The organism is Streptomyces sp. NPDC058464, from assembly GCF_042721035.1.
Taxonomy (GTDB): Bacteria; Actinomycetota; Actinomycetes; order Streptomycetales; family Streptomycetaceae; genus Streptomyces.
The window spans coordinates 93162-117936 of sequence record NZ_JBHXMA010000028.1 but is presented as its reverse complement, the minus strand read 5'-3'; the positions used below and the strand labels follow the sequence as shown (position 1 = coordinate 117936).

The 24775-nt window shown below is 70.0% G+C and carries 18 protein-coding genes; 2 read left to right on the top strand and 16 right to left on the bottom strand.

Going from position 1 to position 24775, the window contains the following annotated elements; all coding sequences use genetic code 11:
* Positions 1–20: 20 nt before the first annotated feature.
* The 12 genes from ACFWPQ_RS32725 to tkt form a co-directional block, all read right to left on the bottom strand.
* Complete coding sequence (locus ACFWPQ_RS32725) at positions 21–887, bottom strand: carbohydrate ABC transporter permease (protein WP_384042694.1); 867 nt, start codon at positions 885–887, stop codon at positions 21–23.
* Complete coding sequence (locus ACFWPQ_RS32720; RefSeq protein ID WP_384042691.1) at positions 884–1852, bottom strand: carbohydrate ABC transporter permease; 969 nt, start codon at positions 1850–1852, stop codon at positions 884–886. Before ACFWPQ_RS32720 ends, ACFWPQ_RS32725 begins: the two co-directional genes overlap by 4 nt.
* A gap of 20 nt (positions 1853–1872) precedes the next feature.
* Entirely contained in the window at positions 1873–3138 is a 1266-nt protein-coding gene (locus tag ACFWPQ_RS32715; RefSeq protein ID WP_384042687.1) for an ABC transporter substrate-binding protein, read from the bottom strand.
* Between the two features lie 250 nt (positions 3139–3388).
* Entirely contained in the window at positions 3389–5239 is a 1851-nt protein-coding gene (locus ACFWPQ_RS32710; RefSeq protein ID WP_384042685.1) for a glycoside hydrolase, read from the bottom strand.
* 19 nt (positions 5240–5258) lie between these two features.
* Entirely contained in the window at positions 5259–6506 is a 1248-nt protein-coding gene (locus ACFWPQ_RS32705) for an ROK family protein (protein ID WP_384042682.1), read from the bottom strand.
* A 207-nt stretch (positions 6507–6713) separates the two neighbouring features.
* Positions 6714–7307, bottom strand: a complete 594-nt coding sequence (locus tag ACFWPQ_RS32700; RefSeq protein ID WP_361302086.1) for a histidine phosphatase family protein — start codon at positions 7305–7307, stop codon at positions 6714–6716.
* Between the two features lie 7 nt (positions 7308–7314).
* Positions 7315–8190 (bottom strand): phosphogluconate dehydrogenase (NAD(+)-dependent, decarboxylating), encoded by an 876-nt coding sequence (gnd, locus tag ACFWPQ_RS32695; protein ID WP_384042678.1) that lies wholly within the window; start codon positions 8188–8190, stop codon positions 7315–7317.
* A 1-nt stretch (position 8191) separates the two neighbouring features.
* Positions 8192–9874: a glucose-6-phosphate isomerase gene (gene pgi, locus ACFWPQ_RS32690; RefSeq protein ID WP_384042675.1), complete on the bottom strand. Its 1683-nt coding sequence runs from the start codon at positions 9872–9874 to the stop codon at positions 8192–8194.
* Entirely contained in the window at positions 9867–10802 is a 936-nt protein-coding gene (gene opcA / locus ACFWPQ_RS32685; protein WP_361302077.1) for a glucose-6-phosphate dehydrogenase assembly protein OpcA, read from the bottom strand. The genes pgi and opcA overlap by 8 nt, the downstream gene beginning before the upstream one ends.
* A complete protein-coding gene (gene zwf, locus ACFWPQ_RS32680; RefSeq protein ID WP_384042672.1) occupies positions 10799–12367 on the bottom strand; it encodes a glucose-6-phosphate dehydrogenase in 1569 nt (522 codons plus the stop codon). Before zwf ends, opcA begins: the two co-directional genes overlap by 4 nt.
* Positions 12367–13509, bottom strand: coding sequence for a transaldolase (gene tal, locus ACFWPQ_RS32675; RefSeq protein WP_384042669.1), 1143 nt, complete (start codon positions 13507–13509; stop codon positions 12367–12369). The genes zwf and tal overlap by 1 nt, the downstream gene beginning before the upstream one ends.
* Positions 13510–13541: 32 nt before the next feature.
* The gene (gene tkt / locus ACFWPQ_RS32670; RefSeq protein ID WP_384042667.1) at positions 13542–15656 is read right to left on the bottom strand and encodes a transketolase; all 2115 of its coding nucleotides are present in this window, start codon (positions 15654–15656) and stop codon (positions 13542–13544) included.
* A gap of 145 nt (positions 15657–15801) precedes the next feature.
* Here tkt and ACFWPQ_RS32665 point away from each other — a divergent pair, with 145 nt between their 5' ends.
* Entirely contained in the window at positions 15802–16698 is an 897-nt protein-coding gene (locus ACFWPQ_RS32665) for an AraC family transcriptional regulator (RefSeq protein WP_361302065.1), read from the top strand.
* 97 nt (positions 16699–16795) lie between these two features.
* Here ACFWPQ_RS32665 and ACFWPQ_RS32660 read toward each other — a convergent pair whose 3' ends face one another.
* The 4 genes from ACFWPQ_RS32660 to ACFWPQ_RS32645 all read right to left on the bottom strand — a co-directional run bounded on the left by ACFWPQ_RS32660 (position 16796) and on the right by ACFWPQ_RS32645 (position 21774).
* Positions 16796–18205, bottom strand: coding sequence for a glycoside hydrolase family 16 protein (locus ACFWPQ_RS32660; RefSeq protein WP_361302062.1), 1410 nt, complete (start codon positions 18203–18205; stop codon positions 16796–16798).
* 242 nt (positions 18206–18447) lie between these two features.
* Entirely contained in the window at positions 18448–19860 is a 1413-nt protein-coding gene (proS, locus tag ACFWPQ_RS32655; RefSeq protein ID WP_384042663.1) for a proline--tRNA ligase, read from the bottom strand.
* Positions 19861–19916: 56 nt separating this feature from the next.
* Positions 19917–20390 carry a diadenosine tetraphosphate hydrolase gene (locus ACFWPQ_RS32650; RefSeq protein WP_384042661.1) on the bottom strand — a complete coding sequence of 158 codons (474 nt, stop codon included), beginning with the start codon at positions 20388–20390 and terminating at the stop codon, positions 19917–19919.
* A 136-nt stretch (positions 20391–20526) separates the two neighbouring features.
* Entirely contained in the window at positions 20527–21774 is a 1248-nt protein-coding gene (locus tag ACFWPQ_RS32645) for an Ig-like domain-containing protein (protein WP_384042658.1), read from the bottom strand.
* A 319-nt stretch (positions 21775–22093) separates the two neighbouring features.
* On the opposite strand from ACFWPQ_RS32645, the gene ACFWPQ_RS32640 reads away from it, so the two are divergent.
* Positions 22094–24763, top strand: a complete 2670-nt coding sequence (locus ACFWPQ_RS32640; protein ID WP_384042655.1) for an FAD/NAD(P)-binding protein — start codon at positions 22094–22096, stop codon at positions 24761–24763.
* Positions 24764–24775 lie beyond the last annotated feature (12 nt).

Sequence of the window (24775 nt, the reverse complement as noted above, 5' to 3'; positions counted from 1 at the left end):
TCGAGGTGGTTGGAGGCGGGTCAGCCCTTGATGCCGGTCTGCGCGATCCCCTGGACCAGCCAGCGCTGGAGGAAGAGGAAGACGAACACCAGGGGCAGGATGGAGATGGCGGTGGCCATGAAGATCAGGTGGAAGTTGACGGTCTGGTTGGTCATGAAGGAGGAGAGCGCGATCTGCACGGTCCAGGAGCTCGGGTCCTGGCCGATGACCAGCGGCCACAGGAAGGAGTTCCAGGCGCTGATGAAGGTGATCGTGGCGATCGCCGCGAAGAAGTTCAGCGAGTTGGGTACGACGATCCGCCAGTACGCGCCCCAGTAGCCGAGCCCGTCCACGCGTGCCGCCTCCTCCAGCTCCTTCGGGAATCCGAGGAAGTACTGCCGGAAAAGGAAGCAGGTGAAACCACTGAAGAGGCCCGGGATGATCAGACCGCGGTAGGTGTCCACCCAGCCGAGTGACGAGACCAGCACGAAGCTGGGCACGAAGGTGACGGCCGTGGGGACCATCAGGGTGGCCAGGACCGCGTAGAAGACCTTGTTGGCGTGCCGGTACGGGATGCGGGCCAGGCCGTAGCCGGCCAGGGAGCACACCAGGAGCGTGCCGACCGTGGTCAGGACGGCGACGACCAGCGAGTTCACCATGGAGCGGCCGAACTCGACCGTGGGGTCGTCGAACAGCTCGGAGATGTTGCCCCACTGGAAGGAGGGCAGCAGCTTCCAGTTCTCGCCGGTGATCTCCAGGTCCGTGGAGAGCGCGTTGCGGACGATCAGATAGAAGGGGATCAGGAAGAGCAGGGCGGCGATGCCGACGGCGACGTACAGCCCCGTGTTGCCGAGGACGCCGCCGTCCTTCCTGCGTCGTTTGCCGACCCGAGGTGCGGTGGTGGTCACTTGGACTCGTCCCCCCTTCCGAATCCCATGAACTTGCCCTGGACCAGGGTGACCAGGCAGATGAGCAGCGACAGGATGACCGCGCCGGCGCTGCCCGCGCCGTAGTCCTGGCTGGTGCCGAGGGCCGTCTTGTAGAGCTCCATGAGCGGCGTCTGCGCCCAGGTCGCCTTCTGCCCGACGATGTTGAAGAACTCGTCGAACGCCTGGTAGGCGGCGATGAGCAGCAGCAGGATCACCGCGGTCGAGGTGGCGCGCAGCTGCGGCAGCGTGATGTACCGGAAGGTCTGCCAGCCCCGCTTGGCGCCGTCGATGGCGGCGGCCTCGTACAGCTCGGCCGGGATGTTCTGCAGTGCGGCCAGGAACAGGATCATGTAGAAGCCCGACTGGATCCACAGCCGCAGGGTCACGATGACCAGCCAGTACCAGGGCGGAGTGGGATTGGACATCCATGCGACGGTGTCGGCGCCGAACCAGCCGATGACCGTGTTCGCGAGTCCGAAGCGGACACCGCTGAAGATGGACATCTTCCAGATCAGGGCGGCGGCCACGTACGAGACGGCGGTCGGCAGGAAGAACACCGACCGGAAGAAGGCCCGCATGAACCGCAGCTGGTTCACCAGCAGCGCCAGTCCGAGCGACAGCGCCCAGGTGGTCGGCACGATGAACGCGGCGAACACGGTGAACGTCAGCAGCGAGTCGGGGAAACCGCTGTTGGTCAGGATCTGCTTGTAGTTGTCGAAGCCGATGAAATGGCTCGGCGTGACGGTGTAGCGGGCGTCGAAGAAGCTGAGCCAGATGCTCCAGCCGATCGGCACGATGACGAAGATCGCCAGGCCGATGAGGAAGGGCCCGGTGAAGAGCCAGAAGTTCACGGTCGGGTTGCCCCGCAGGCCCCGCCGCGGCCGGGCCGGGGAGGCCTTGGCCGGGGCGGGCTGGGCGACCCCGCGTGTGGTGGTGGTCGACATGTCGTGGTCTTCCCGGTGGCCTATCCGAACAGCTTCTTGAGCTCGACGTTGACCTTCTTGTCGCAGGTGTCGAGCGCCGCCTCGGGGTCGCCGTTCTTACGGACGGAGGAGGCGATCACGTCGGCGAACGCGGTCTGCATGGTCTGGTCGTAGGCGATGTTGTCGAAGTGGCCGTAGTCGGTGAAGAGCTTCACGCCCTCGGCGGCCAGGCCGGACTTGAGCTTGGTGGCCCCGCCGGCGATCGAGGTGCGCGGCGGGATGTGGAAGCCGTACGAGGTGGCCCAGTCCTCCTGGTACTTCTTCTGGTCGATCCACAGCCACTTGACGTACTCCTTGGCCGCGTCGACGTTCTTGCCCTTGGCGTTGACGAAGATCGACCAGCCGCCGTTGTAGACGGACAGCTTGCCGGCGCTGCCGATCTTCGGGAACGGGAAGATGCCGAGGTCGTCGCCGAGGGCCTTCTGCATGGCCGGCATGGACCACATGCCGCCCCACTGGATGGCGCACAGGCCCTGGTTGAGCGAGGACGGGTCCCAGAAGTCGGTCGGGGCGTCCAGGAGCACGTTGCCGCTGGTGAACAGCTGGCGAAGCTGCTTGAGGCCTCCGACGACGCCGTCCGTGTGGTAGGCGATCTCGTTCTTGTCGTTGATGGTGTCGGCGCCGGCGGACCAGATGATGGGGTTCTGGATCGCGCTGAAGTCGTTGCCGAGGAAGACGCCCTTGACCTTGCTGGTGGTGAGCTTGGCGGCGGCCTCTATCAGCTCGTCGAGGGTGGTCGGGACGTCGACCTTGGCCTTCTCCAGCATCGACTTGCGGTAGTAGAAGAACTGCGGGTCGTCGATCATCCGGATCCCGTAGATCTTCCCGTCGACCGTGTGGGAGTTGATGTCGTTCGGGTTGAAGTCGTCCTTGACCGGGTCGATGATGTCGCTCAGGTCCGCCACCTGGCCGCTCTTGACGAGCTGGAGCTGCGGGTGGAACTCGAAGACGTCGGGGGCCTTCTTGGTGAGCAGGGCCGCGAAGAGCGCGGACTCGAAGTTGTTGCCCGTGATCCAGTTGGTGCTCACGTCGGCCTTCTTGTACGCCGCCGCGTAGCGCTTGAGGGCCTGCTCCGTCCCCGCCTCGCCGTAGGCGTGGAAGTACTGGGTGAGCTGGGTGCCCGACCCGCTGCCCCCGCCTCTGCCGTTGTTGCTGCCGCACGCCGCCAGCGTGCCGGCGGCGGCCATGCCCGCCGCCGCCCGGAAGAGGGACCGGCGGGACCAGTTGTTGTTGCTCAGTGCCGACATGCTGACGTCCTTGTCTGTCGAGTGCGGCTGTGCCTCTACGGCCCGTGGGACCTCGGAACCAGATGGCTGAAATTGCGTTGCGGAGCGGGACGTTAACCTTCGGCTAATACTTCGGCAAGAGGTTGGACGAAGTCTGCGTGAAACGTTGCACCCGGTTCGGAATGACGAACATGGGGGAAAGCAGGGTGAGTTGAGGGCCGTCGGCGCAAGGGGTTGCCGGCGGCCCTCGGTCGGGGGCGGTGAGGTGCGGTTACCGCCTGGTCCAGACCTCGTTGCTGCCGCTGTTGCAGCTGTAGAGGATCACCTTGCTGCCGTCGGCGGTGGCCTGCCCGCTGACGTCCAGGCACTTGCCGGACGCCTCGCTGAGGATCTGCCCGTTGGCGTTCAGCAGCCAGCGCTGGCTCGCGTCACCGGTGGGGTCGGTGGCGGCCGTCAGGCCGGAACCGGAGGCCGTCAGATAGCCGTTCGGGCCCTTCAGGGTGCCCTTCGCGTCGTACGACCAGGACTGGTCCGCCGCGCCCGTGCAGGTGGCGATCGCGGCCCCGGAGGCGTCCGCCGTCAGGCACTTGCCGGACTGCTTGCCCGCCAGCGCGCCGGTCACGGCCGAACTGCCGTGTCCCTTCTGGTCGAAGACGTACGTCGTGATCGAGCGGGCGGCGAGGGTGGCGGACACCGTCCCCGAACCCACCGACGGTTTCGCGACGTCGGCCCAGTCCTCGGTGGCCGAGGTCCGCACCGCCTCCCTGGCCCGCACCGGTGTCGCGCTGTTGAAGTGCAGGCTCAGCGGGGTGTCGGTGGTGTTCTGGTTGTTCACCACGACCACCCACTTGCCGCCGCTGTCGTAGGCCGACACCTCGACCCCGTCCGGCGCCCCGGTCACGTTGTGCGCGACCGAGCCGGGTTCGACGAACTTGCTGTACTGGCCGAGCGCGTAGTACCGCTTGGTGAAGTACAGCGTCTGGTTGCCGTTCGTCGCGTAGTCGGGGTCGTAGTAGATCAGGCCGTCGTTCCAGCCGACGTCGTTCTTCGCGTACGGGTCGGTGCCGTAGCCGCTGGCCAGCGCCACCCACCACTGGAAGGCCGAGTCGTGGGCGCTCGCGAAGTCCTTGTAGATGATCCGGGACATCAGCAGGGCGTTGTCGATGGACGGGTCGTACTCCTGGTTCCAGCCCGTCGAGCCCTTGCCGAAGCAGCAGATCTCCGAGGCCCAGGACTTCTGGCCGACGGTCCTCGACGTCTCGTAGACGTTGCCGAGCTGGCCGTCGCTGGGGTTGTTGTAGGTGTGGTGGGCCAGCGCGGACACGTACTGCGCGGTGCCGGGCTGTGAGATCCACTGCGGGAGCTCGGAGACGAACTGGGTCGTCTGACTGGACTCGTCCGCGATGACCGAGGTCTTCTGGTGCCGGGCCTGCTGCTCGGCACCGAGCGCCCGCACGATGTCGTCGCGCTGGTCGACGGTGACCTGCATGCCCTCCTGGCCGCACGAACCGAAGTCGTTGTCCGGCTCGTTGAAGGGGCTGATGTAGTCCAGTTTCACGCCCTGGCGGGCGAAGTGGTCCGTGACGTCGGCGACGTACTTGGCGTAGGCGGTCTCGTCCTCCGGCTTCAACTGACCGCCGCAGCTCTGGCCGTTGGTGGTCCACTGGGCGGGCGCGCTGTTGACGAAGCCGATCAGGTCCTCGACGCCGTACTTCGCGGCGTACTTCAGGAAGGTCTGCCCGCCCTTGTCCTTGCTCCAGTCGTAGGAGCCGTCGGCGTTGAGGAAGTCCTCGGCGGCCCGGGCCGGGGTGGTGACGGCGACCCCGCCACCGCCGATGTTGTAGCGGTACGAACTGAGGGCCAGGCCCTTCTTGGAGAAGAGCAGCTTCGCCACCCGGGCCTGGACCTTGGGGGAGAAGTTCTGCAGGTCGTTGACCCACCAGGCGCCCGAGGCGCCGATGTCGTCGATGGTCTGGGCGGCGTGCGGCGAGACCTCCGCGGTGGTGGCGGAGGCGGTGTCGGCGGCGTCCGCGGGCGGGGAGCTGATCAGGGCCCCGGTCACGGCCAGTGCGGCCGCCGCCGTGGCGAGGACCGGTCTCCTGCTGTGCGTGGTGCGGGTCAAAACGGCATCCCTTCCGTCGTCATACGGGTGGTGCGGTACGGCTCCTTGCGGGGGTGGTGGTGCGTCTCAGGGCCCGCTGCCCCACCGACTGCAGGGCGCCCTCCAGCGCGAACGTGGCCGCGCCCAGGCACACCGGGTCGGTGGGGACGGGAGAGAGGACGATCTCGGTGGCGGCGAACGGCCGCCGCAGCGCGTGCCGCCGGACGGCCTCGCGCACCTCGCCGAGCAGCGGCGTGCCCAGCTTCCGGGCGACCCAGCTGCTGAGCACGACCACCTCGGGGTTGTACAGGTTCACCAGGTCCGCGATGCCCGCGCCCAGGTAACGGGCGGTGTCGCGGACCACCTTGACGGCCACCGGGTCGCCCGCGGCGACCCCCCGGCCCAGGGCGTCGATGGTGGCCGTCTGGTCCTCGGGGTGCAACAACGTGGATCGGGGGCTGAGTTCACGCAGGTTGAGCATGATGCCGGGGGCGCCGACGTAGGTCTCGACGCAGCCGTGGTTGCCGCAGTGGCACAGCCGGCCGTCGAGCACGAGCGTCGTGTGGCCCCACTCCCCGGCGCTGTTGCTCACCCCTCGGTACAGCCCGCCGCCGAGGACCAGCCCGGCCCCCACCCCGGTCCCGAGGTTCACCACCACGGCGTCCTCGCGTCCGCGCGCGGCTCCGAACCACAGCTCCGCGACCGCACTCGCCCGCAGCGGGTTGTCCAGGTGGAGGGGGTAGGCGATGTGCTCGGCGAGCAGGTCGAGGAGCGGCACGTCGTGCCAGTCCCAGTTGGGCGCGTACTCGGCGATGCCGGTGGCCCGGTCCACCTGCCCCGGCACGCTCACCCCGACGCCCAGCACCCGCGCGCCCTCGACGCCGGCCTGGGCCACCACCGAGCCGACGGCGGTGGCCACATGGGCGACGGCCTGCTCGGGCCGGCTCTCGCCGGGGCGCATGTCCTCCACCGCGCGGGCCAGCACGTTCAGCCCCAGGTCGAACAGCTCCACCCGGACGTACGTCTCCGCCATGTCGACGCCGATCAGCGCACCGCCCGCGGAGTTGACGGCGACGAGCCCGCGGGGCCGCCCGCCCGCGGAGTCCTCGAAGCCGACCTCCGTGATCATCCGGAGGTCCGTCAACTCGCCGACCAGGGTGGCGACCGTGGCGACGCTCAGCCCGGTGGCGGCCGCCAGCGACTGCCGGGAGGTGGGGGACTGGGCGATGATCTGGCGCAGCACCTCGTAGCGGTTCGCGGTGCGGATGTCACGCGATGTGCGCTTCACGCGGCTGCCCCTCCCATCCCGTCACGGCCGTGCCGGGGCGTACGACGGCACCGGCGCGGCGTCAGGCTATGGGCTTCGCCGAACTTTCGACAAGGGGTTAGGAAAGGGGCCGTAGAAACTCGGGTGTGCTCGATGGTGTGCCCGATGGGGAGCCAACACGTCGAAACGGCCCGTCAGTTGTCACTGACGGGCCGTCACGAGGATTTTTTACGGCTGCTTGTTCCACTCGGTGATCACGGGCCACCCGTGCTCGGTGGACAGCCGGCTGACCGTGCCGGTCGCCAGCTGGAACAACCGGCCCTCGGCGGGCGGCAGTCCCAGGCGGCGCGCCGTCAGCACGCGCAGGAAGTGGGCGTGGGCCACCAGGATCACGTCACCCGTGCCGCCGTTGAGCGCCGCCTCGACCTTCCTGAGCACCCGGTCCGCCCGCGCGCCGATCTGCTCCGGCGACTCACCGGGGTGGCCCTCCGGGCCCGGCGGGACGCCGTCGGTCCACAGGTACCAGTCGGGCCGGGAGCGGTGGATCTCCGCCGTGGTGATGCCCTCGTAGCCGCCGTAGTCCCATTCGTGCAGGTCGGGGTCTGGTACGACCCCGGTCAGACCGGCCAGTTCGGCCGTGCGTATCGCGCGGTCCAGCGGGCTGGACAGCACCCGTGCGTAGGTCCGCCCGGCGAGAAGCGGGGCGAGGGACTTGGCCTGTTCCTCGCCGTGCTGGGTGAGGGGCAGGTCGGTCCAGCTGGTGTGCTGGCCCGACACGCTCCACTCCGTCTCACCGTGGCGGACCAGGAGGAGGTCCCCCACGGCACACCTACTTCGACTCGACGGCGTGGCCGCCGAACTGGTTGCGCAGCGCCGCGATCATCTTCATCTGCGGGGAGTCGTCCTGGCGGGACGCGAACCGGGCGAAGAGGGAGGCCGTGATCGCCGGCAGCGGCACCGCGTTGTCGATGGCCGCCTCGACGGTCCAGCGGCCCTCGCCGGAGTCCTGAGCGAAGCCCTTCAGCTTGTCCAGGTGCTCGTCGTCGTCCAGGGCGTTGACCGCGAGGTCGAGCAGCCAGGAGCGGATGACGGTGCCCTCCTGCCAGGAACGGAAGACCTCGCGGACGTTGTCCACGGACTTGACCTTCTCCAGGAGCTCCCAGCCCTCCGCGTACGCCTGCATCATGGCGTACTCGATGCCGTTGTGGACCATCTTGGAGAAGTGCCCGGCGCCGACCTTGCCGGCGTGGACGTAGCCGTACGGGCCTTCAGGCTTGAGCGCCTCGAAGATCGGGTGGAGCCGCTCGACGTGTGCCTTGTCGCCGCCGACCATCAGGGCGTAGCCGTTCTGCAGGCCCCACACGCCGCCGGAGACACCGGCGTCGACGAAGCCGATGCCCTTGATGCCGAGCTCGGCGGCGTGCTTCTCGTCGTCCGTCCAGCGGGAGTTGCCGCCGTCGACCACCGTGTCGCCCTCGGACAGCAGGTCCTTGAGCTCGTCGACGACGGACTGGGTGGCGTGGCCCGCCGGGACCATCACCCACACCACGCGCGGGGCGTCGAGCTTCTCGACCAGTTCTTCGAGGGACTTGACGTCGGAGACGTCCGGGTTGCGGTCGTAGCCGATGACGGTGTGGCCGGCGCGGTGGATCCGCTCGCGCATGTTGCCGCCCATCTTGCCGAGACCGATCAGTCCGAGCTGCATGTCAGTTCACTTCCTTGAGCGTGCGGTACGTCGAGACGAGGGCGGTGGTGGACGGGTCGAGGCCGGGCACGTCGGCGCCCTCCGTGAGGGCGGGCTCGATGCGCTTGGCGAGGACCTTGCCGAGCTCCACGCCCCACTGGTCGAAGGAGTCGATGTTCCAGATCGCGCCCTGCACGAAGACCTTGTGCTCGTAGAGGGCGACGAGCTGGCCGAGGACCGACGGGGTCAGCTCGCGGGCCAGGATCGTGGTGGTGGGGTGGTTGCCGCGGAAGGTGCGGTGCGCCACCTGCTCCTCGGCCACGCCCTCCGCGCGGACCTCCGCCGCCGTCTTGCCGAAGGCCAGCGCCTGCGTCTGGGCGAAGAAGTTCGCCATCAGCAGGTCGTGCTGCGCCTTGAGTTCACCGCTCAGCTCGGCGACGGGCTCGGCGAAGCCGATGAAGTCCGCCGGGATCAGCTTGGTGCCCTGGTGGATCAACTGGTAGTACGCGTGCTGGCCGTTGGTGCCCGGCGTGCCCCACACCACCGGCCCGGTCTGCCACTGCACCGGCCGGCCTTCCCGGTCCACCGACTTGCCGTTGGACTCCATGTCCAGCTGCTGGAGGTAGGCGGTGAACTTGGAGAGGTAGTGCGAGTACGGCAGCACCGCGTGCGACTGGGCGTCGAAGAAGTTGCCGTACCAGACGCCCAGCAGGCCCAGCAGCAGAGGCGCGTTGGCCTCGGCGGGGGCGGTGCGGAAGTGCTCGTCGACCAGGTGGAAGCCGTCCAGCATCTCGCGGAAGCGGTCCGGGCCGATGGCGATCATCAGGGAGAGGCCGATGGCCGAGTCGTAGGAGTAGCGGCCGCCGACCCAGTCCCAGAACTCGAACATGTTGTCCGGGTCGATGCCGAACTCCGTCACCTTGCCGGCGTTCGTCGACAGGGCCACGAAGTGCTTCGCCACCGCCTTCTCTCCCCCATTCTCGAATTCGCTCGAATGGGAGGGGCCCCCAGCGCCCAGCCCGTCGAGGAGCCAGGTGCGTGCCGAGGTCGCGTTGGTGATCGTCTCGATCGTGGTGAACGTCTTCGACGCGACGATGAACAGCGTCTCCGCCGGGTCCAGGTCGCGGGTCGCCTCGTGCAGGTCGGCGCCGTCCACGTTGGACACGAAACGGAACGTCAACTCCCGTGCCGTGAAGGCGCGCAGCGCCTCGTAGGCCATCGCCGGACCGAGGTCCGAGCCGCCGATGCCGATGTTGACGACGTTCTTGATGCGCTTGCCGGTGTGGCCGGTCCACTCGCCGGAGCGGACGCGCTCGGCGAAGGCGCTCATCTTGTCGAGGACGGCGTGCACGGCCGGGACGACATCGACCCCGTCCACCTCGACGACCGCGTCGCGCGGGGCGCGCAGGGCGGTGTGCAGGACCGCCCGCCGCTCGGTGATGTTGATCTTCTCGCCGCGGAACATCGCGTCCCGCAGCCCGAACACGTCGGTGGCGGTGGCCAGTTCCTGGAGCAGGGCGAGGGTCTCGTCCGTGATCAGGTGCTTGCTGTAGTCGATGTACAGGTCGCCGACCCGTACGACGTACCGCTCGGCGCGCGCCGGGTCGGCCGCGAACAGCTCACGCAGGACGGGCTGTCCTTCGGCCCGGTGGTCCTCCAGGGCGGCCCACTCGGGCCGCCGGGTGAGCTCGGGGGTGTCAGGCATGGGAGACGGTCTCCTTGGTGCCCTCGCCCTGGAGGGCGATGGCGTACATCTCGTCGGCGTCGAGGCGGCGCAGTTCCTCGGCGATGAGTTCGGAGGTGGGGCGGACCTTCAGGGCGAGGGTGCGCGGCGGCTGGCCCGGCAGGGTCAGGCTGGCCAGCGGGCCCTCGGGACGGTCGATGACGATCTCGCCGGTGGCGGTGCCGAGCCGGACCTTCGTGACGACCGGGCCGGGGGAGACCACGCGGTCCACCTTGACCTTCAGCCGCGCCTCCAGCCAGCGGGCGAGGAGTTCGGCGCTGGGGTTGTCCGCCTCGGCCTCCACGGCCGCCGAGGTCACGTCGGCCCGGGCCTGGTCGAGGGCGGCGGCCAGCATCGACCGCCACAGGGTGAGCCGGGTCCAGGCGAGGTCGGTGTCACCGGGCGCGTAGTTGCGGGCGCGGGTCTCCAGCACCTGCATCGGCCGCTCGACCGCGTACAGGTCGGTGATCCGGCGCTGGGCGAGCGCGCCCAGCGGGTCCTTGGAGGGGGTGTCCGGGGCCTCCACCGGCCACCACACGACCACCGGGGCGTCCGGCAGCAGCAGCGGCAGCACCACCGAGTCGGCGTGGTCGGAGACCTCGCCGTACGTGCGCAGCACGACCGTCTCGCCGGTGCCGGCCTCGGACCCGACCCGGACCTCGGCGTCCAGCCGGGACGTGGTGCGGTCGCGCAGGGTGCGGGCGTGCCGCTTGATGACGACCAGGGTGCGCGAGGGGTGCTCGTGCGAGGCCTCCTCGGCGGCCTTGATCGAGTCGTAGGCGTTCTCCTCGTCCGTGACGATCACCATCGTCAGGACCATGCCCACGGCAGGGGTTCCGATGGCGCGGCGACCCTGCACCAGCGCCTTGTTGATCTTGCTTGCCGTGGTGTCTGTGAGGTCGATCTTCATGGCCTGCGCCAGCTCCGTCCGTCTCGTGCGAGCATCTCGTCGGCTTCCTGCGGTCCCCAGCTGCCCGACTCGTACTGTGCGGGCTTACCATGCTTTGCCCAGTACGTCTCGATCGGGTCGAGGATCTTCCAGGACTCTTCCACTTCCTGGTGACGAGGGAACAAATTGGCGTCGCCGAGCAGCACATCCAGGATGAGCCGCTCGTACGCCTCCGGGCTGGACTCCGTGAACGACTCGCCGTACGCGAAGTCCATCGTCACGTCCCGGATCTCCATCGACGTGCCCGGCACCTTGGAACCGAACCGGACGGTCATGCCCTCGTCGGGCTGGACGCGGATGACGATCGCGTTGGCGCCGAGTTCTTCGGTGGCCGTGGAGTCGAACGGGGAGTGCGGGGCCCGCTTGAAGACCACCGCGATCTCGGTGACCCGGCGGCCCAGCCGCTTGCCGGTGCGCAGGTAGAAGGGGACGCCCGCCCAACGGCGGTTGTCGATGCCGAGCTTGACGGCCGCGTAGGTGTCGGTCTTCGACCTGGGGTCGATACCGTCCTCCTGGAGGTAGCCGATCACCTTCTCGCCGCCCTGCCAGCCCTCGGCGTACTGCCCGCGCACGGTGTGCTTGCCCAGCTCCTCCGGCAGCCGCACGGACTTCAGGACCTTCAGCTTCTCGGTGAGCAGCGCGTCCGCGTCGAACGCGATCGGCTCCTCCATCGCGGTCAGCGCCATCAGCTGGAGCAGGTGGTTCTGGATGACGTCCCGGGCCGAGCCGATGCCGTCGTAGTAACCCGCCCGGCCGCCGATGCCGATGTCCTCGGCCATCGTGATCTGCACGTGGTCGACGTACGACCGGTTCCAGATCGGCTCGTACATCTGGTTGGCGAAGCGCAGCGCCAGGATGTTCTGGACGGTCTCCTTGCCCAGGTAGTGGTCGATCCGGAACACCTGGTCCGGGTCGAACACGTCGTGCACGACCGCGTTCAGGTCCTGCGCCGACGCCAGGTCGTGGCCGAACGGCTTCTCGATGACCGCCCGCCGCCATGAGCCCTCGGGCGGGGTCGCCAGGCCGACCTTCTTCAGCTGCTGGACGACCTTCGGGAAGAACTTCGGCGGCACGGAGAGGTAGAAGGCGAAGTTGCCGCCGGTGCCCCGGGAGGAGTCCAGCTCGTCCACGGCCGACTTCAGCTGCTTGAACGCCGTGTCGTCGTCGAAGTCACCGGGGATGAACCGCATGCCCTCGGCGAGCTGCTGCCAGACCTCTTCGCGGAACGGCGTCCGGGAGTGCTCGCGCACCGCGTCGTGGACGACCTGCGCGAAGTCCTGGTCCGCCCAGTCCCGGCGGGCGAAGCCGACGAGCGAGAAGCCCGGCGGCAGCAGCCCGCGGTTGGCCAGGTCGTAGACGGCCGGCATCAGCTTCTTGCGGGACAGGTCACCGGTCACCCCGAAGATGACCAGGCCCGACGGGCCGGCGACCCGCGGCAGGCGCCGGTCGCGCGCGTCGCGCAACGGGTTGTCCCAGTCGGCGGCGGGCACCACCGGCACCCGCACCTCCTTGGCGGTCTCGCTCATCACGCCTCAACTCCCTTGCTGTCCAGGGACTTCGCGACGGCATCCAGCAGGTCCTGCCAGGCCACCTCGAACTTGGCGACGCCCTCGTCCTCCAGCTTGCCCACGACCTCGTCGTAGGAGATGCCGAGCCGCTCCACCGCCTCCAGGTCCGCACGGGCCTGGGCGTAGCCGCCGGTCACCGTGTCGCCGTGGATGTCACCGTGGTCGGCGGTCGCGTCGAGCGTCGCCTCCGGCATGGTGTTGACGGTGCCGGGGGCCACCAGCTCGTCGACGTAGAGGGTGTCCTTGTACGCCGGGTCCTTCACGCCGGTGGAGGCCCACAGGGGGCGCTGCTTGTTGGCCTTCGCGGAGGCCAGCGCGGTCCAGCGGTCGCCGGCGAAGACCTCCTCGTACGCCTCGTAGGCGAGCCGCGCGTTCGCCAGCGCCGCCCTGCCCTTCAGCGCGAGGGCCTCGTCCGTGCCGATGACGGTCAGCCGCTTGTCGATCTCGCTGTCGACGCGGGAGACGAAGAAGGAGGCCACGGAGTGGATCGTGGAGAGGTCCAGGCCCTTGGCGGCGGCCTGCTCCAGGCCGGCCAGGTAGGCGGCCATGACCTCGCGGTAGCGCTCCAGGGAGAAGATCAGCGTGACGTTGACGCTGATGCCCTCGGCGATGACCGCGGTGATCGCCGGGAGACCGGCCTTGGTCGCCGGGATCTTGATCATCACGTTGGGGCGGTCGACCAGCCAGGCGAGCTGCTTGGCCTCGGCGACGGTGGCGGCGGTGTCGTGGGCGAGGCGGGGGTCGACCTCGATGGACACCCGGCCGTCCGTGCCATGTGACACATCGTATACAGAATGCAGAACATCGGCCGCGGCCCGCACATCCCGCGTGGTCATCATCCGCACGGCCTCGTCGACCGTGACGCCCCGCACGGCCAGGTCGGCGAGCTGCTCCTCGTACCCCTCTCCCGAGCCGATGGCGGCCTGGAAGATCGAGGGGTTGGTGGTGACGCCGACGACGTTCTTCGTGGCGACCAGCTCGGCGAGGTTGCCGGTGCTGATCCGCTTGCGCGACAGGTCGTCCAGCCAGATCGAGACGCCCTCGTCGGAGAGGCGCTTCAGTGCTCCCGCGGTGGCGGCTGCTTCGGTCACGTTGATCATCTTCCTCTTCTGAACTGTTTCTGGCTGGTGGATCAGGCGGTGCGGGCGGCGGCGAGGGACTCGCGGGCCGCGGCGGCCACGTTCTCGGCGGTGAAGCCGAACTCGGCGAACAGGGTCCTGGCGTCGGCGGAGGCGCCGAAGTGCTCCAGGGAGACGATCCGGCCGGCGTCGCCGACGAAGCGGTACCAGGTCAGGCCGATCCCGGCCTCGACGGCGACCCGCGCCTTCACGGCCGGCGGCAGGACGCTCTCGCGGTACTCGCGGGGCTGCTCCTCGAACCACTCCACGGACGGCATCGACACCACCCGGGTGCCGATCCCCTCGGCCTCGAGGAGGTCGCGCGCCTCGACGGCGAGGTGCACCTCGGAACCGGTGGCGATCAGGACCACCTCCGGGGTCTCGGTCGACGACTCGCGCAGCACGTAGCCGCCCTTGGCCGCGTCCGGGTTCGGCGCGTACGTCGGCACGCCCTGGCGGGTCAGCGCGAGCCCGTGCGGGGCGGGGTGCGTGGCGTGCCTCTTCAGGATCTCGGCCCAGGCCGCCGCGGTCTCGTTGGCGTCGGCCGGGCGGACGACGTTCAGGCCCGGGATGGCGCGCAGCGAGGCGAGGTGCTCGACCGGCTGGTGGGTCGGACCGTCCTCGCCGAGCCCGATCGAGTCGTGCGTCCAGACGTACGTCACCGGGAGCTGCATGAGCGCCGACATGCGGACGGCGTTGCGCATGTAGTCGGAGAACACCAGGAAGGTGCCGCCGTAGATCCGGGTGTTGCCGTGCAGTGCGATGCCGTTCATCTCGGCGGCCATCGAGAACTCGCGGATGCCGAAGTGGACGGTACGGCCGTACGGGTTCGCCTCGGGCAGCGGGTTGCCCTTCGGCAGGAAGGAGGACGTCTTGTCGATGGTGGTGTTGTTCGAGCCCGCGAGGTCGGCGGAGCCGCCCCACAGCTCGGGCAGCACCGGGCCGAGCGCCTGGAGGACCTTGCCGGAGGCGGCACGGGTGGCGACGGACGTGCCCTCCTCGAAGACGGGCAGCGCCTCCTCCCAGCCCTCGGGGAGCTGGCCGGCCACGACCCGGTCGAAGAGCCGAGCGTGCTCCTCGTTCCCGGTGCGCCACTCGGCGATCCGCTTGTCCCAGGCGGCGTGGGCCTCGGCGCCCCGGTCGAGGGCCCGGTGGGTGTGGGCCAGGACGTCGGCGTCGACCTGGAAGCTCTGCTCGGGGTCGAAGCCGAGGAGGCGCTTGGTGGCGGCGACCTCGTCGGCGCCGAGCGCGGAGCCGTGGGAGGCCTCGGTGTTCCGCGCGTTCGGGGCGGGCCAGGCGATGATCGTGCGCATCGCGATGATGGACGGCCGCTCGGTCTCGGCCCGCGCCGTCTTCAGTGCTGTGTACAGGGCGTGAACATCGACGTCACCCTCGGCGGTCGGCTCGATGCGCTGGGTGTGCCAGCCGTAGGCCTCGTAGCGCTTGAGGACGTCCTCGGAGAACGCGGTCGCGGTGTCGCCCTCGATGGAGATGTGGTTGTCGTCGTACACGAAGACGAGATTGCCGAGCTTCTGGTGGCCGGCCAGGGACGAGGCCTCGGCGGAGACGCCCTCCTCCAGGTCGCCGTCGGAGACGATCGCCCAGATCGTGTGGTCGAAGGGAGAGGTTCCCTCGGCGGCCTCGGGGTCGAAGAGACCGCGCTCGTAGCGGGCGGCCATGGCCATGCCGACGGCGTTGGCGACGCCCTGGCCGAGGGGTCCGGTGGTGGTCTCGACGCCGGCCGTGTGGCCGTACTCCGGGTGCCCCGGCGTCTTCGACCCGTGCGTCCGGAAGGACTTGAGGTCGTCCAGCTCCAGCTCGTACCCGGCGAGGAACAGCTGGGTGTAGAGGGTGAGCGAGGTGTGCCCGGGGGAGAGGACGAAGCGGTCCCGGCCGGTCCACTCGGGGTCGGCCGGGTCGTGGCGCATCGCCTTCTGGAAGATCGTGTACGCGGCCGGGGCCAGGCTCATCGCGGTGCCGGGGTGCCCGTTGCCGACCTGCTGGACGGCGTCGGCCGCGAGGAGGCGCGCGGTGTCCACGGCGCGCCGGTCGAGGTCGGTCCACTCGAAGCCGTCGTCGAAGCCGTCCGATGTCTGCGTGCTCGTCTCCGTGCTCGTCTCCGTGCTCATCTTCAAGAAGTCCTCGTTCGAAGCGTTCTGGCTGGCCTGACGCGTTCAAAAGTAAAAGTCTGACTTTTGGGAGGGAAGGTCGGAGTGTGTCAGCCTGTGGTGAAAGTGGGACACGGATCTTCGACAGGGACGGCGCGAGAAGGACATGGCGGACAGAACGCCCAACGGGGCAGCCGACGGTGACGGGATCAGGACCTTCCCCTTCCCGGTGGATCTGAGCGTCGGCGGCGTCGGCATGCAGGTCGGCACGATGGGGACGGAACGCCTGTGGCACGCCGACGCCCCGCTGGAGCGCGTCCACCGCATCGACTTCCACGTGGTCATGCTCTTCACCGAGGGCCCGGTCCGCCACATGATCGACTTCGCCGAGTACGAGGCCCGGGCCGGCGACCTGCTCTGGATCCGCCCGGGTCAGGTGCACCGCTTCTCGCGGACCTGCGAGTACCGCGGCAGCGTCCTGACCATGCAGCCCGGCTTCCTGCCGCGGGCCACCGTCGAGGCCACCGGCCTCTACCGCTACGACCTGCCGCCCCTGCTCCGCCCCGACGCACCGCACCTCGCCGCGCTCCGGGCGTCCCTCGCCCACCTGCAACGCGAGTACGAGGACACGGAGACCCTCCCCCCGAGCCTGCACGCGTCCGTGCTGCGGCACTCCCTCACGGCGTTCCTCCTCCGCCTCGCCCACCTGGCGGCCAGCTCGGCGGAGGCGGCCCGCCGCCAGGCCGACACGACCTTCACCCTCTTCCGGGACGCGGTGGAGAAGGACTTCGCCACCAACCACAGCGTCAGCGCCTACGCCGACGCCCTCGGCTACTCCCGCCGCACCCTGGTCCGCGCGGTCCGCGCGGCGACCGGCGAGACCCCCAAGGGTTTCATCGACAAACGGGTCGTCCTGGAGGCCAAGCGCCTCCTGGCCCACACCGACCTCCCGATCGGCCGCGTCGGCGCGGCGATCGGCTTCCCGGACGCGGCGAACTTCTCCAAGTTCTTCCACCTGCACACCGGGCAGACACCGGTGGCGTTCCGGGCGGAGCTGCGCTGACCTGGGCGGGCCGGGCAGCGCGACGGCGCCGGAGGGGATCCCTCCGGCGCCGTGCGCCCGGCTGCCGTGTCGGTGACGCAGTGTCGGTGACGCCGTGTCAGTGACCGAAGTCGAACCAGTTCACGTTCACGAAGTCCGCCGACTGGCCGCTGCTGAAGGTCAGGTAGACGTCGTGGGTGCCCGTCACCGAGCTGATGTTGGCCGGGATCGTCGTCCAGGTCTGCCAGCCACCCGTGTTGGCGACGGAGAAGCTGCCGATGGGGGAGTTGGAGGCGCTGTCGAGCCGGACCTGGACCGTGCCGCTCACCCCGGAGGCCGCGCCGCTCGCCACCCTCGCGTAGAACTGGGTGGCCGCCGTGGAGCCGAAGTTGACGCCCTTGTAGAGCGCCCAGTCGCCGTTGGCGACGTACCCGATGTCCTGGCCGCCGCCGGTGTCGGTGGTGGTCTCGGCGGTCACGCCGGACTGGCTGTCGTACGACTCCGCCTGGATGGCGCTGTAGGCGTCCCGGCTGCCGGTCGGCGGGGTGGTGGTACCGCTCCCACTGGCCTGCAGGACCTGGACGTAGTCCACGACCATCGGGTGGCCGGACTCGGTGGCGCTGGTCGGGCCACCGCCGAACGCGTCCGGGAAACCGCCGCCCATCGCCACGTTCAGGATGACGAAGAAGCCGTGGTTGGTGGCGTTCGCCCAGGTGGTGGCGTCGACCTGACTGGACGTCACCGTCTGGTAGTTGACGCCGTCGACGTAGAAGCGGATCGCCTCGGGGCTCACCGAGCGGTCCCACTCCATCGTGTAGGTGTGGAAGCCGGACTGGCAGGTGGTGTTGGGGCAGGCGGTCGAATTGCCCAGGCCTGTCGTCTCGTTGCAGGGACCGCCCGGGTTGGTGCCGCAGTGCATCGTCGCCCAGACCTTGTTCAGACCCTGCACGTTCTCCATGATGTCCAGCTCGCCGACGCTCGGCCAGTTCTGGTAGTTGCCCCGGTAGGGCGCGCCCAGCATCCAGAACGCGGGCCAGTAGCCGTAGGCGGCGGTGCCGGTGACGTTCGGCATCTGGATGCGGGCCTCGACGCGCAGCTTGCCGCCGGCCGGGGGCTGGAAGTCGGTACGGGTGGTCTCGATGCGGCCCGACGTCCAGTTGCCGGCCGAGTCCCGCACCGGCGTGATCTTCAGGTTGCCGCTGCCGTCCAGGGCGACGTTGGTGGTGCTGGAGGTCATCGTCTCGACCTCGCCGGTGCCCCAGTTGGCGGCACCTCCGGGGTACGAAGTCCCGGTGTCGTACTGCCAGTTGGAGGTGTTGACGCCGGTGCCGGCGGTGCCGGTGAAGTCGTCGAGGAAGACCTGGCTCCAGCCGGACGGCACGCTGGGGGCGGAGGCGTTGGCGGGGAGGGTGGCGGTGGTGGCGGCCGCGACCGCCAGGCCCATGGTGGCGAGCGCGGCGAGGAGGGCGCGGCGGAACGAGCGTCGCCGTCTGTGATCCGCAGGGGCTATACCGGAGGTTTCACTCATGGGGGTGCCTCTCGGGTACGGAGGGGGGTGCGCGGGTGTGCCTCGGAGAGCGCCGGGAGTGGCTGAGACTGGTTGAGAGCGCTCTCAAAGTGGGCCCAATGTGCTCTCCGTGCCTTCGGCCGTCAAGAGTTAAAACAAAGAATCACCTTGTTTCTCAACGGAGTTCAGGCGGTGAAGCCGCTCGCCTGCGGTGCCGCACCGGCTCACCGGCTCACCGGCGCACCGAGCGGCAGTGGGCGGGGTCAGTAGGCGCGGGCCACGACAGCGACGTTGCCCGGCTGGTCGTCGCTCTCGGGAACGGAACCGTCCGCGGCGACCAGGCACCGCACGGACACTCCCTGTTCGGCGAGTTTCGCCTCGCCCTCCACGCCCAGCGTCTCCCAGGCGATGCGCGCCCAGCCGGTGCTCGCCGCCTCCGCCGCCTCCTTGACCGTGGTCACCTCGACGGTGCGGTCCCTGCGACGCTCACGGGACTGCGCCAGCAGCAGCGCCTGGTCGTCCTCCAGCACCTTGGGCAGGACCTGGGAAAGTGCCCCGATCGGCGTCGGCTCCTTGGTTCCCGCCAGGCGGCGGACCAGCACGGCCGTACCGTTCTGCAGGTCGCGCGGTCCGACCTCGACGCGTACGGGCACCCCCTTGAGCTCCCAGTCGACCGCGCGGCGGCCGAAGGGGGTGTCGACACGGTCGTCGACGTGCACGCGGATGCCGGCCGTCCTCAGCCGGTCCCCGATCTCACGGACCGTGGCCAGGACCGCGTCGTCGTCCTTGACGGCCACGACGACCACCTGGACCGGGGCCAGCCGCGGCGGGACGCGGAGGCCGTCGTCGTCGCCGTGCATCATCACCAGTGCGCCGACCATTCGGGTCGTGGAGCCCCAGGACGTCTGCCAGACGTACTCCTCACGGCCGTCCTTCGACAGGTACCGCGTCGCGAACGCCTTGGCGAAGTTCTGGCCCAGTTCGTGACTGGTGGTCATCTGGAGGGCCTTGCCGTCGCCCATCATGCCCTCCAGGGTGAGCGTGTTGATCGCGCCGGCGAACCGCTCCCTGACCGTCTTGCGACCCGGTACGACATCCATGGCGAGGACGTTCTCCAGGAAGTCGGCGTACACCTCCCGGTGGATGCGCGCGGCGTAGTCCCGGGCGTCCTCGTAGGTGGCGTGTGCCGTGTGGCCTTCCTGCCACAGGAATTCCGTCGTACGAAGGAACACGCGCGGCCGGAGTTCCCAGCGGACCACGTTCGCCCACTGGTTGATCAGCAGCGGCAGGTCGCGGTAGCTCTGCACCCACTTGGAGAAGTAGTCGTTGACGATCGTCTCGGAGGTGGGGCGGACGACGACGGGCTCCTCCAGCTCCTTGCCGCCGCCGTGGGTGACGACGGCCAGCTCGGGCGCGAAGCCCTCGACGTGGTCGGCCTCCCTGGTCAGGTACGACTGCGGGATGAAGAGCGGAAAGTACGCGTTCTGGGCGCCGGCCGCCTTGATCCGGGCGTCCAGGTCCTGCTGCATCCGTTCCCACAGGCCGTAGCCGTACGGTCGGATGACCATGGTGCCGCGCACCGGCCCGTTGTCGGCCAGCTCGGCCTTGCCGACCAGGTCCTGGTACCAGCGGGGGAAGTCGTCCGCCCGGCGGGTGAGAACGGGTGCCTTTGCCATGGCGCGCAGCGTAGAACGCGGCTCCACCGGGGCGCGAACCGATTACTTCCCACAGGTCAGGACGGCAGCCGGTCCAGTTCCTCCCCGATGGCCCCCCGCAACACGTCGTGCTGCGGACCGAGGGCATGCTGCCTGTCGCTCCACCGGTCACGTGGATACAGCCACACCGGCTTGCCCACGAGTTCGGCCGGCTCCCAGCGGAACCGTGGCCACACATGCGCGTGCAGGAACGGATCGGTGTTCCCGAGGATCTCCAGATTGACGCGCAGAAAGGCCGGGTCCAGCCGCTCACAGGCGCGTTCGACGGCCTCGCCCAGCCTGTCCATGTCGGACAGGAATGCCAGCCGCTTGTTCTTCGGAAGCTCCGACAGCCGTTGCACCGAAGGATCGTCCACGAGGAGGACCGAGTATCCCGGGAGGAACTGGACGTCCCCGATCACCGCGAACCCGGCCTCCAGCTTCCGGAGCACGGTGGGATTCCCGCCTCGAAACGCGCTGCCGATCCGGTCCTTCCGCCAGTCGTCAGTCATGATCGACGACTCTACCGACCGCTGTTCACCGGCTGAGCGCGTTCCCGGCCGGTGGTTCCTGGCGGTCGGCCTCGTGACGGTCGGCGGGTGTGCCGGTCGTCTCGGGCGGCGTATCGACGGAACCGGGAGACGGCCCCTAGACCGCGCTGCCCGCCTTCCAGTCCGCCCAGGACAGGTTCCAGCCGTTGAGGCCGTTGGAGGCCTCGACGGTCTTCTCGCCGGAGTTCTTGACGATCACCACGTCGCCGAGGATCGAGCTCTCGTAGAACTTGTAGCCCGCCACCGAGGAGTCGCTCGCGCCCTTGGCGTCGTGCAGGCCGACGCAGCCGTGGCTGGTGTTCTCGTGGCCGAAGACCGAGGTGGACGCCCAGTAGTTGCCGTGCACGAAGGTGCCGGAGGTGGTCAGGCGCTGGGCGTGCGGGACGTCGGAGATGTCGTACTCGTCGCCGAGGCCGACCGTGGAGGACTCCATCCGGGTCTGCTTGAACCGCTCACTGATCACCATGATCCCGGACCAGGTGGTGTGCTGGGAGTTGCCGCCGGAGACCGGGTAGGAGGCGTAGGTGGCGCCGTCCCGCTTCACGACCATCTCCTTGGTGGAGAGGTCGACCGTGCTGATCTGCTCGCGGCCGATGTGGAAGGTGACGTCCTTGGACTGCACGCCGTAGATGCCGTCCGAGCCCTCGACGTCCTTCAGCTTCAGGCTCAGCGTGATCTTGGTGCCCTTCGCCCAGTACGTCTCCGGGCGGAAGTCGAGGCGGGTGTCGCTGAACCAGTGCCCGACGATCTCGACCTCCGGCTCGGCGGTCACGGTGATCGCCTTCTGGACCGCCGCCCGGTCCTTGACCGCGTGCGTGAAGTTGATCGACACCGGCATGCCGACGCCGGACGTGGAGTCCGCCTCGGGCGTGAAGTAGCCGATGAACGTCTCACCGGGGGACTTCGTGGTGAAGGTGGCCACCGTCTCGTCGGTCGCGCCCTGCGCCTTCGCCGTCACCGTGTACTTCGTGCCGGAGTACGGGTTCGTCGCCGACGTCCACTTCGTCTTCGCGGCGTTGAAGGTGCCCGACAGCGTCGCCCCGTCGTTGCCCGCGACGGTCACGGAGGCCAGCGTGCCGTCGGCCACCGTGACCTCGACGGGGGCGGTGAAGTCGGCCTTCTTGGTGCCGGAGACGGGACTGACCGTGATCGTCGCCTTCTTGGTCGCGGACTTCACGGAGGCCGTGGCGCCCTTGCCGTCGGTGGTGGCCGCGGCGTCCGTGGAGGAACTGCATCCGGCCAGCGCGGCCCCCGCGGGCACCGCGCCCAGAGCGGCGAGGATCCCGCGCCGGGACCACTTCCCCGACTGCCGTCCGGACCCGTTCGATATGTGCTGGACGCCCACGACACGCCTTCCTGACTTGTACACCTGTGTCAGGGCATCCTGCGCTCGTTGTATGGGTGGTTCCTTTGAATCACGGGTCTGCCCGCTGAGATTCCGATGAGGAGCGGAGAGGTCGCGCTGCGCAGCCGCGGTCAATCCCCTGCGGACCGGGGCGAGTCGGCCGGAACCCGGGTTGTCCCGTCCCCCCGATCGTGAACAGAGTATGAACGCCCGACCGGCGGCCTGAGTTTCAGGTGAGATCACCTTCCCGGCCTGGCTTCCCCACCTATCCGATCGGAATAGTGAAGAAGCAGTAAGCCGACCCCGCCGGAGGTATTCCGTGACCGACGTCCGCAAGCGGCACAACGTGGCCATCGTGGGAGCAGGCGCGGCGGGTACCCTCACCGCCGTCCAGCTCTGCGAGACGGCGCACCGCCGCCGGACTCCGCTCGACCTCGTCCTGATCGACCCGGCCCCGGAGGCGGGCCGGGGCACCGCCTACGCCACCCGCGACCCCCGGCACCGGCTCAACGTGCCCGCCGGCAACATGAGCGCCTACCCGGACGACCCCGGGCACTTCGTCCGCTGGCTCTGCCGGCACGGCGAACCCACCGTCACCGGCGCCGACTTCGCCACCCGCTACCGCTACGGCGCCTACCTCGCCGACACCCTCGGCCAGGCCCTCGTCCGCGCCCACGGCACGGTCGCCGTACGGCGGCTGCGCAGCCTCGCCGAGAGCTGTACCGGCACCCCCGACGGCCGGGTGGAACTCCACCTCGCCGACGGGGGACCCCTGGCGGTGGACAGCGCGGTCCTGGCCACCGGCCCCGCCGGGGCGAGCGCCGGCTGGGCCCCGCCCGCCCTGCGCACCTCACCCCGGTTCATCGCCACCCCGTGGGCGCCGGGCGCCCTGGACCCCGTACGGGACAGCCCCGAGGACGTCCTCCTGGTCGGCACCGGCCTGACCGCCGTCGACCTCGCCCTCACCCTCGACCGGCCCGGCCGCACCGTGCACACCCTCTCCCGCAGCGGACTGCTGCCCCAGCCGCACGCCCTCGGCCCGGCCGGCGCCATGCCCGCCCCGGACGGCCTCGACGACACCTCGCTGGGCCGGCTGCGCCGCGCGGTCTACCGCCACCTGAGCCGCTCCGTGCGCACCCACGGCGACTGGCGGCCCGGCCTGGACAGCCTGCGCCCGCACACCGCCCGGCTCTGGCGCAGCCTCACCCCCGAGGAGCGCGAGGAGTTCCTGACCCGCGAGGGCGCCCTGTGGAACACCCACCGCCACCGCATGGCCCCCGCCACCGCCGAACACGTCTCCCGCGCCCGCACCGCTCGGCGCCTGCACGTCCACACCGGGACGGTGGTCCGCGCCACGGACACCGAACAGGGCCCCCTTGCGGTCGAGTTGTCCGGCGGCCAGACGCTGCACGTGGGCTGGGTGGTCGACTGCACCGGACCCGGCCGCCGCCTCGACTCCCCCCTGTGGCAGGGCCTGTTCGCCTCCGGTACGGCCGTCCCGGGACCGCTCGGCATGGGCGCCGCCACCCGCGACGGACAGCTCCTCGACGAACGGGGACGCGCCGGGCTGCCGCTGTTCACGCTGGGCGCCCCGCGCCGGGGCGAGCTCTGGGAGACCACGGCGATCCCCGAGATCCGGGTCCAGGCCGCCGAGTTGGCCCAGCGGCTGCTGCCGCTCCCGGAGCGCCGGCGGGGCTCGCGGCGGCCGGTGGACGGCCACGGGCTGCCCCTGTCCACCCACGCCGAGGCGGCCGCCGCCGACCGCGGCGGCCGCGACCCGGTGCTCAAGGTGCGCTCCGGCGCCGAGGACGCCTTCGCCCGCGCGGTCGCCCTCGACCCCGGCTTCGCCCTCGGCCACGCGGCCCTCGCCCTGCTGGGCCACGAGTGCGCCGCCGCCGTCGACGTGCCGCGCGCCCTCGCCGACGCCCAGCGCAGCGCCCGCGAACGCGCCGACGAACGCGAGCGGTCCTTCGTGGACGTGGTCACGCGCCGGGTGACCGGCGACGACGGCGACGAGGCGCTCGTACGGCATCTGCGGGAGCACCGGGGAGACGCGCTGGCGCTCGCGGCGGCCGTGCCGACCATCGCCTTCTCGGGGGTGAGCGACCTGCAGGACGACGACGCCCTCAGGCTGCTCGACCTGACCTCACCTGCTTACGACGGCCACTGGTTCCACACCTCGCTGCTGGCCTTCCTGCGCCAGGAGCAGGGGCGGTTGCACGAGGCGGGCGAACTGGCCCACCGGGCGCTGGCCGCCGAGCCGGCCTCCGGGCACGCGGTGCACGCCCTGGCACACGTCCACTACGAGTCCGGCGCGCACGAGGCGGGCCGGGACTGGCTGGACGGGTGGGTGTCCGGGCGCGGCCGGGGCGCGGTGCACCGGGCGCACTTCTCCTGGCACATCGCCCTGCACGAACTCGCCCTCGACGACCCGGCCGCCGTCCGCCGGCGGTGGTTCGCACAGCTCGCACCGGGCCGGGTGGTGAGCGGGGTACGGGCCCTGGTCGACTCGGGGTCGCTGCTGTGGCGGGCCCGGGTGAGCGACAGCTGGCAGGGGGACTTCCCGGTCGCGGGGGTGCTGGAGGCGGTGGAACGCGACGTACTGGAGCGGCCGCAGACCGCGTTCACCGCGATGCACGCGGCCGTCGCCCTCACCGCCGCCGGGGACCTGGCCGCGCTGCGCCGGCTGCGCGATCACGCCGCCGGCGCCGACGAGGTGCAGCGCGAGGTGGTCGCCCCGCTGTGCGAGGCGTTCGCCGCGCTCGTCGAGGAGCGATTCCAGGAGGCGGCCCGGGGGCTCGACGCGCTGCTGCCGGTGCTGCGCCGGGTGGGCGGCAGCGCGGCCCAGCGCGAGGTGGTGGAGGAGACCCTGCTGTACGCCCTGGTCTCGGACGGCCGTTGCGAGGCGGCACGGCAACTGCTCGACGCCCGCCTCGACCGCACCCACGCCCCGCGCGACCTACGGCTGCGTGCGGGGCTGGCCTCCTGAGCGGTCAGGGGC

Bases quoted from the DNA above. Each gene is read 5' to 3' on its own strand.
- ACFWPQ_RS32720 (WP_384042691.1), bottom strand. From the start codon at position 1,852: ATGTCGACCACCACCACACGCGGGGTCGCCCAGCCCGCCCCGGCCAAG.
- ACFWPQ_RS32715 (WP_384042687.1), bottom strand. From the start codon at position 3,138: ATGTCGGCACTGAGCAACAACAACTGGTCCCGCCGGTCCCTCTTCCGG.
- gnd (WP_384042678.1), bottom strand. From the start codon at position 8,190: ATGCAGCTCGGACTGATCGGTCTCGGCAAGATGGGCGGCAACATGCGC.
- pgi (WP_384042675.1), bottom strand. From the start codon at position 9,874: ATGCCTGACACCCCCGAGCTCACCCGGCGGCCCGAGTGGGCCGCCCTG.
- opcA (WP_361302077.1), bottom strand. From the start codon at position 10,802: ATGAAGATCGACCTCACAGACACCACGGCAAGCAAGATCAACAAGGCG.
- zwf (WP_384042672.1), bottom strand. From the start codon at position 12,367: ATGAGCGAGACCGCCAAGGAGGTGCGGGTGCCGGTGGTGCCCGCCGCC.
- tal (WP_384042669.1), bottom strand. From the start codon at position 13,509: ATGATCAACGTGACCGAAGCAGCCGCCACCGCGGGAGCACTGAAGCGC.
- tkt (WP_384042667.1), bottom strand. From the start codon at position 15,656: ATGAGCACGGAGACGAGCACGGAGACGAGCACGCAGACATCGGACGGC.
- ACFWPQ_RS32665 (WP_361302065.1), top strand. From the start codon at position 15,802: ATGGCGGACAGAACGCCCAACGGGGCAGCCGACGGTGACGGGATCAGG.
- ACFWPQ_RS32660 (WP_361302062.1), bottom strand. From the start codon at position 18,205: ATGAGTGAAACCTCCGGTATAGCCCCTGCGGATCACAGACGGCGACGC.
- proS (WP_384042663.1), bottom strand. From the start codon at position 19,860: ATGGCAAAGGCACCCGTTCTCACCCGCCGGGCGGACGACTTCCCCCGC.
- ACFWPQ_RS32650 (WP_384042661.1), bottom strand. From the start codon at position 20,390: ATGACTGACGACTGGCGGAAGGACCGGATCGGCAGCGCGTTTCGAGGC.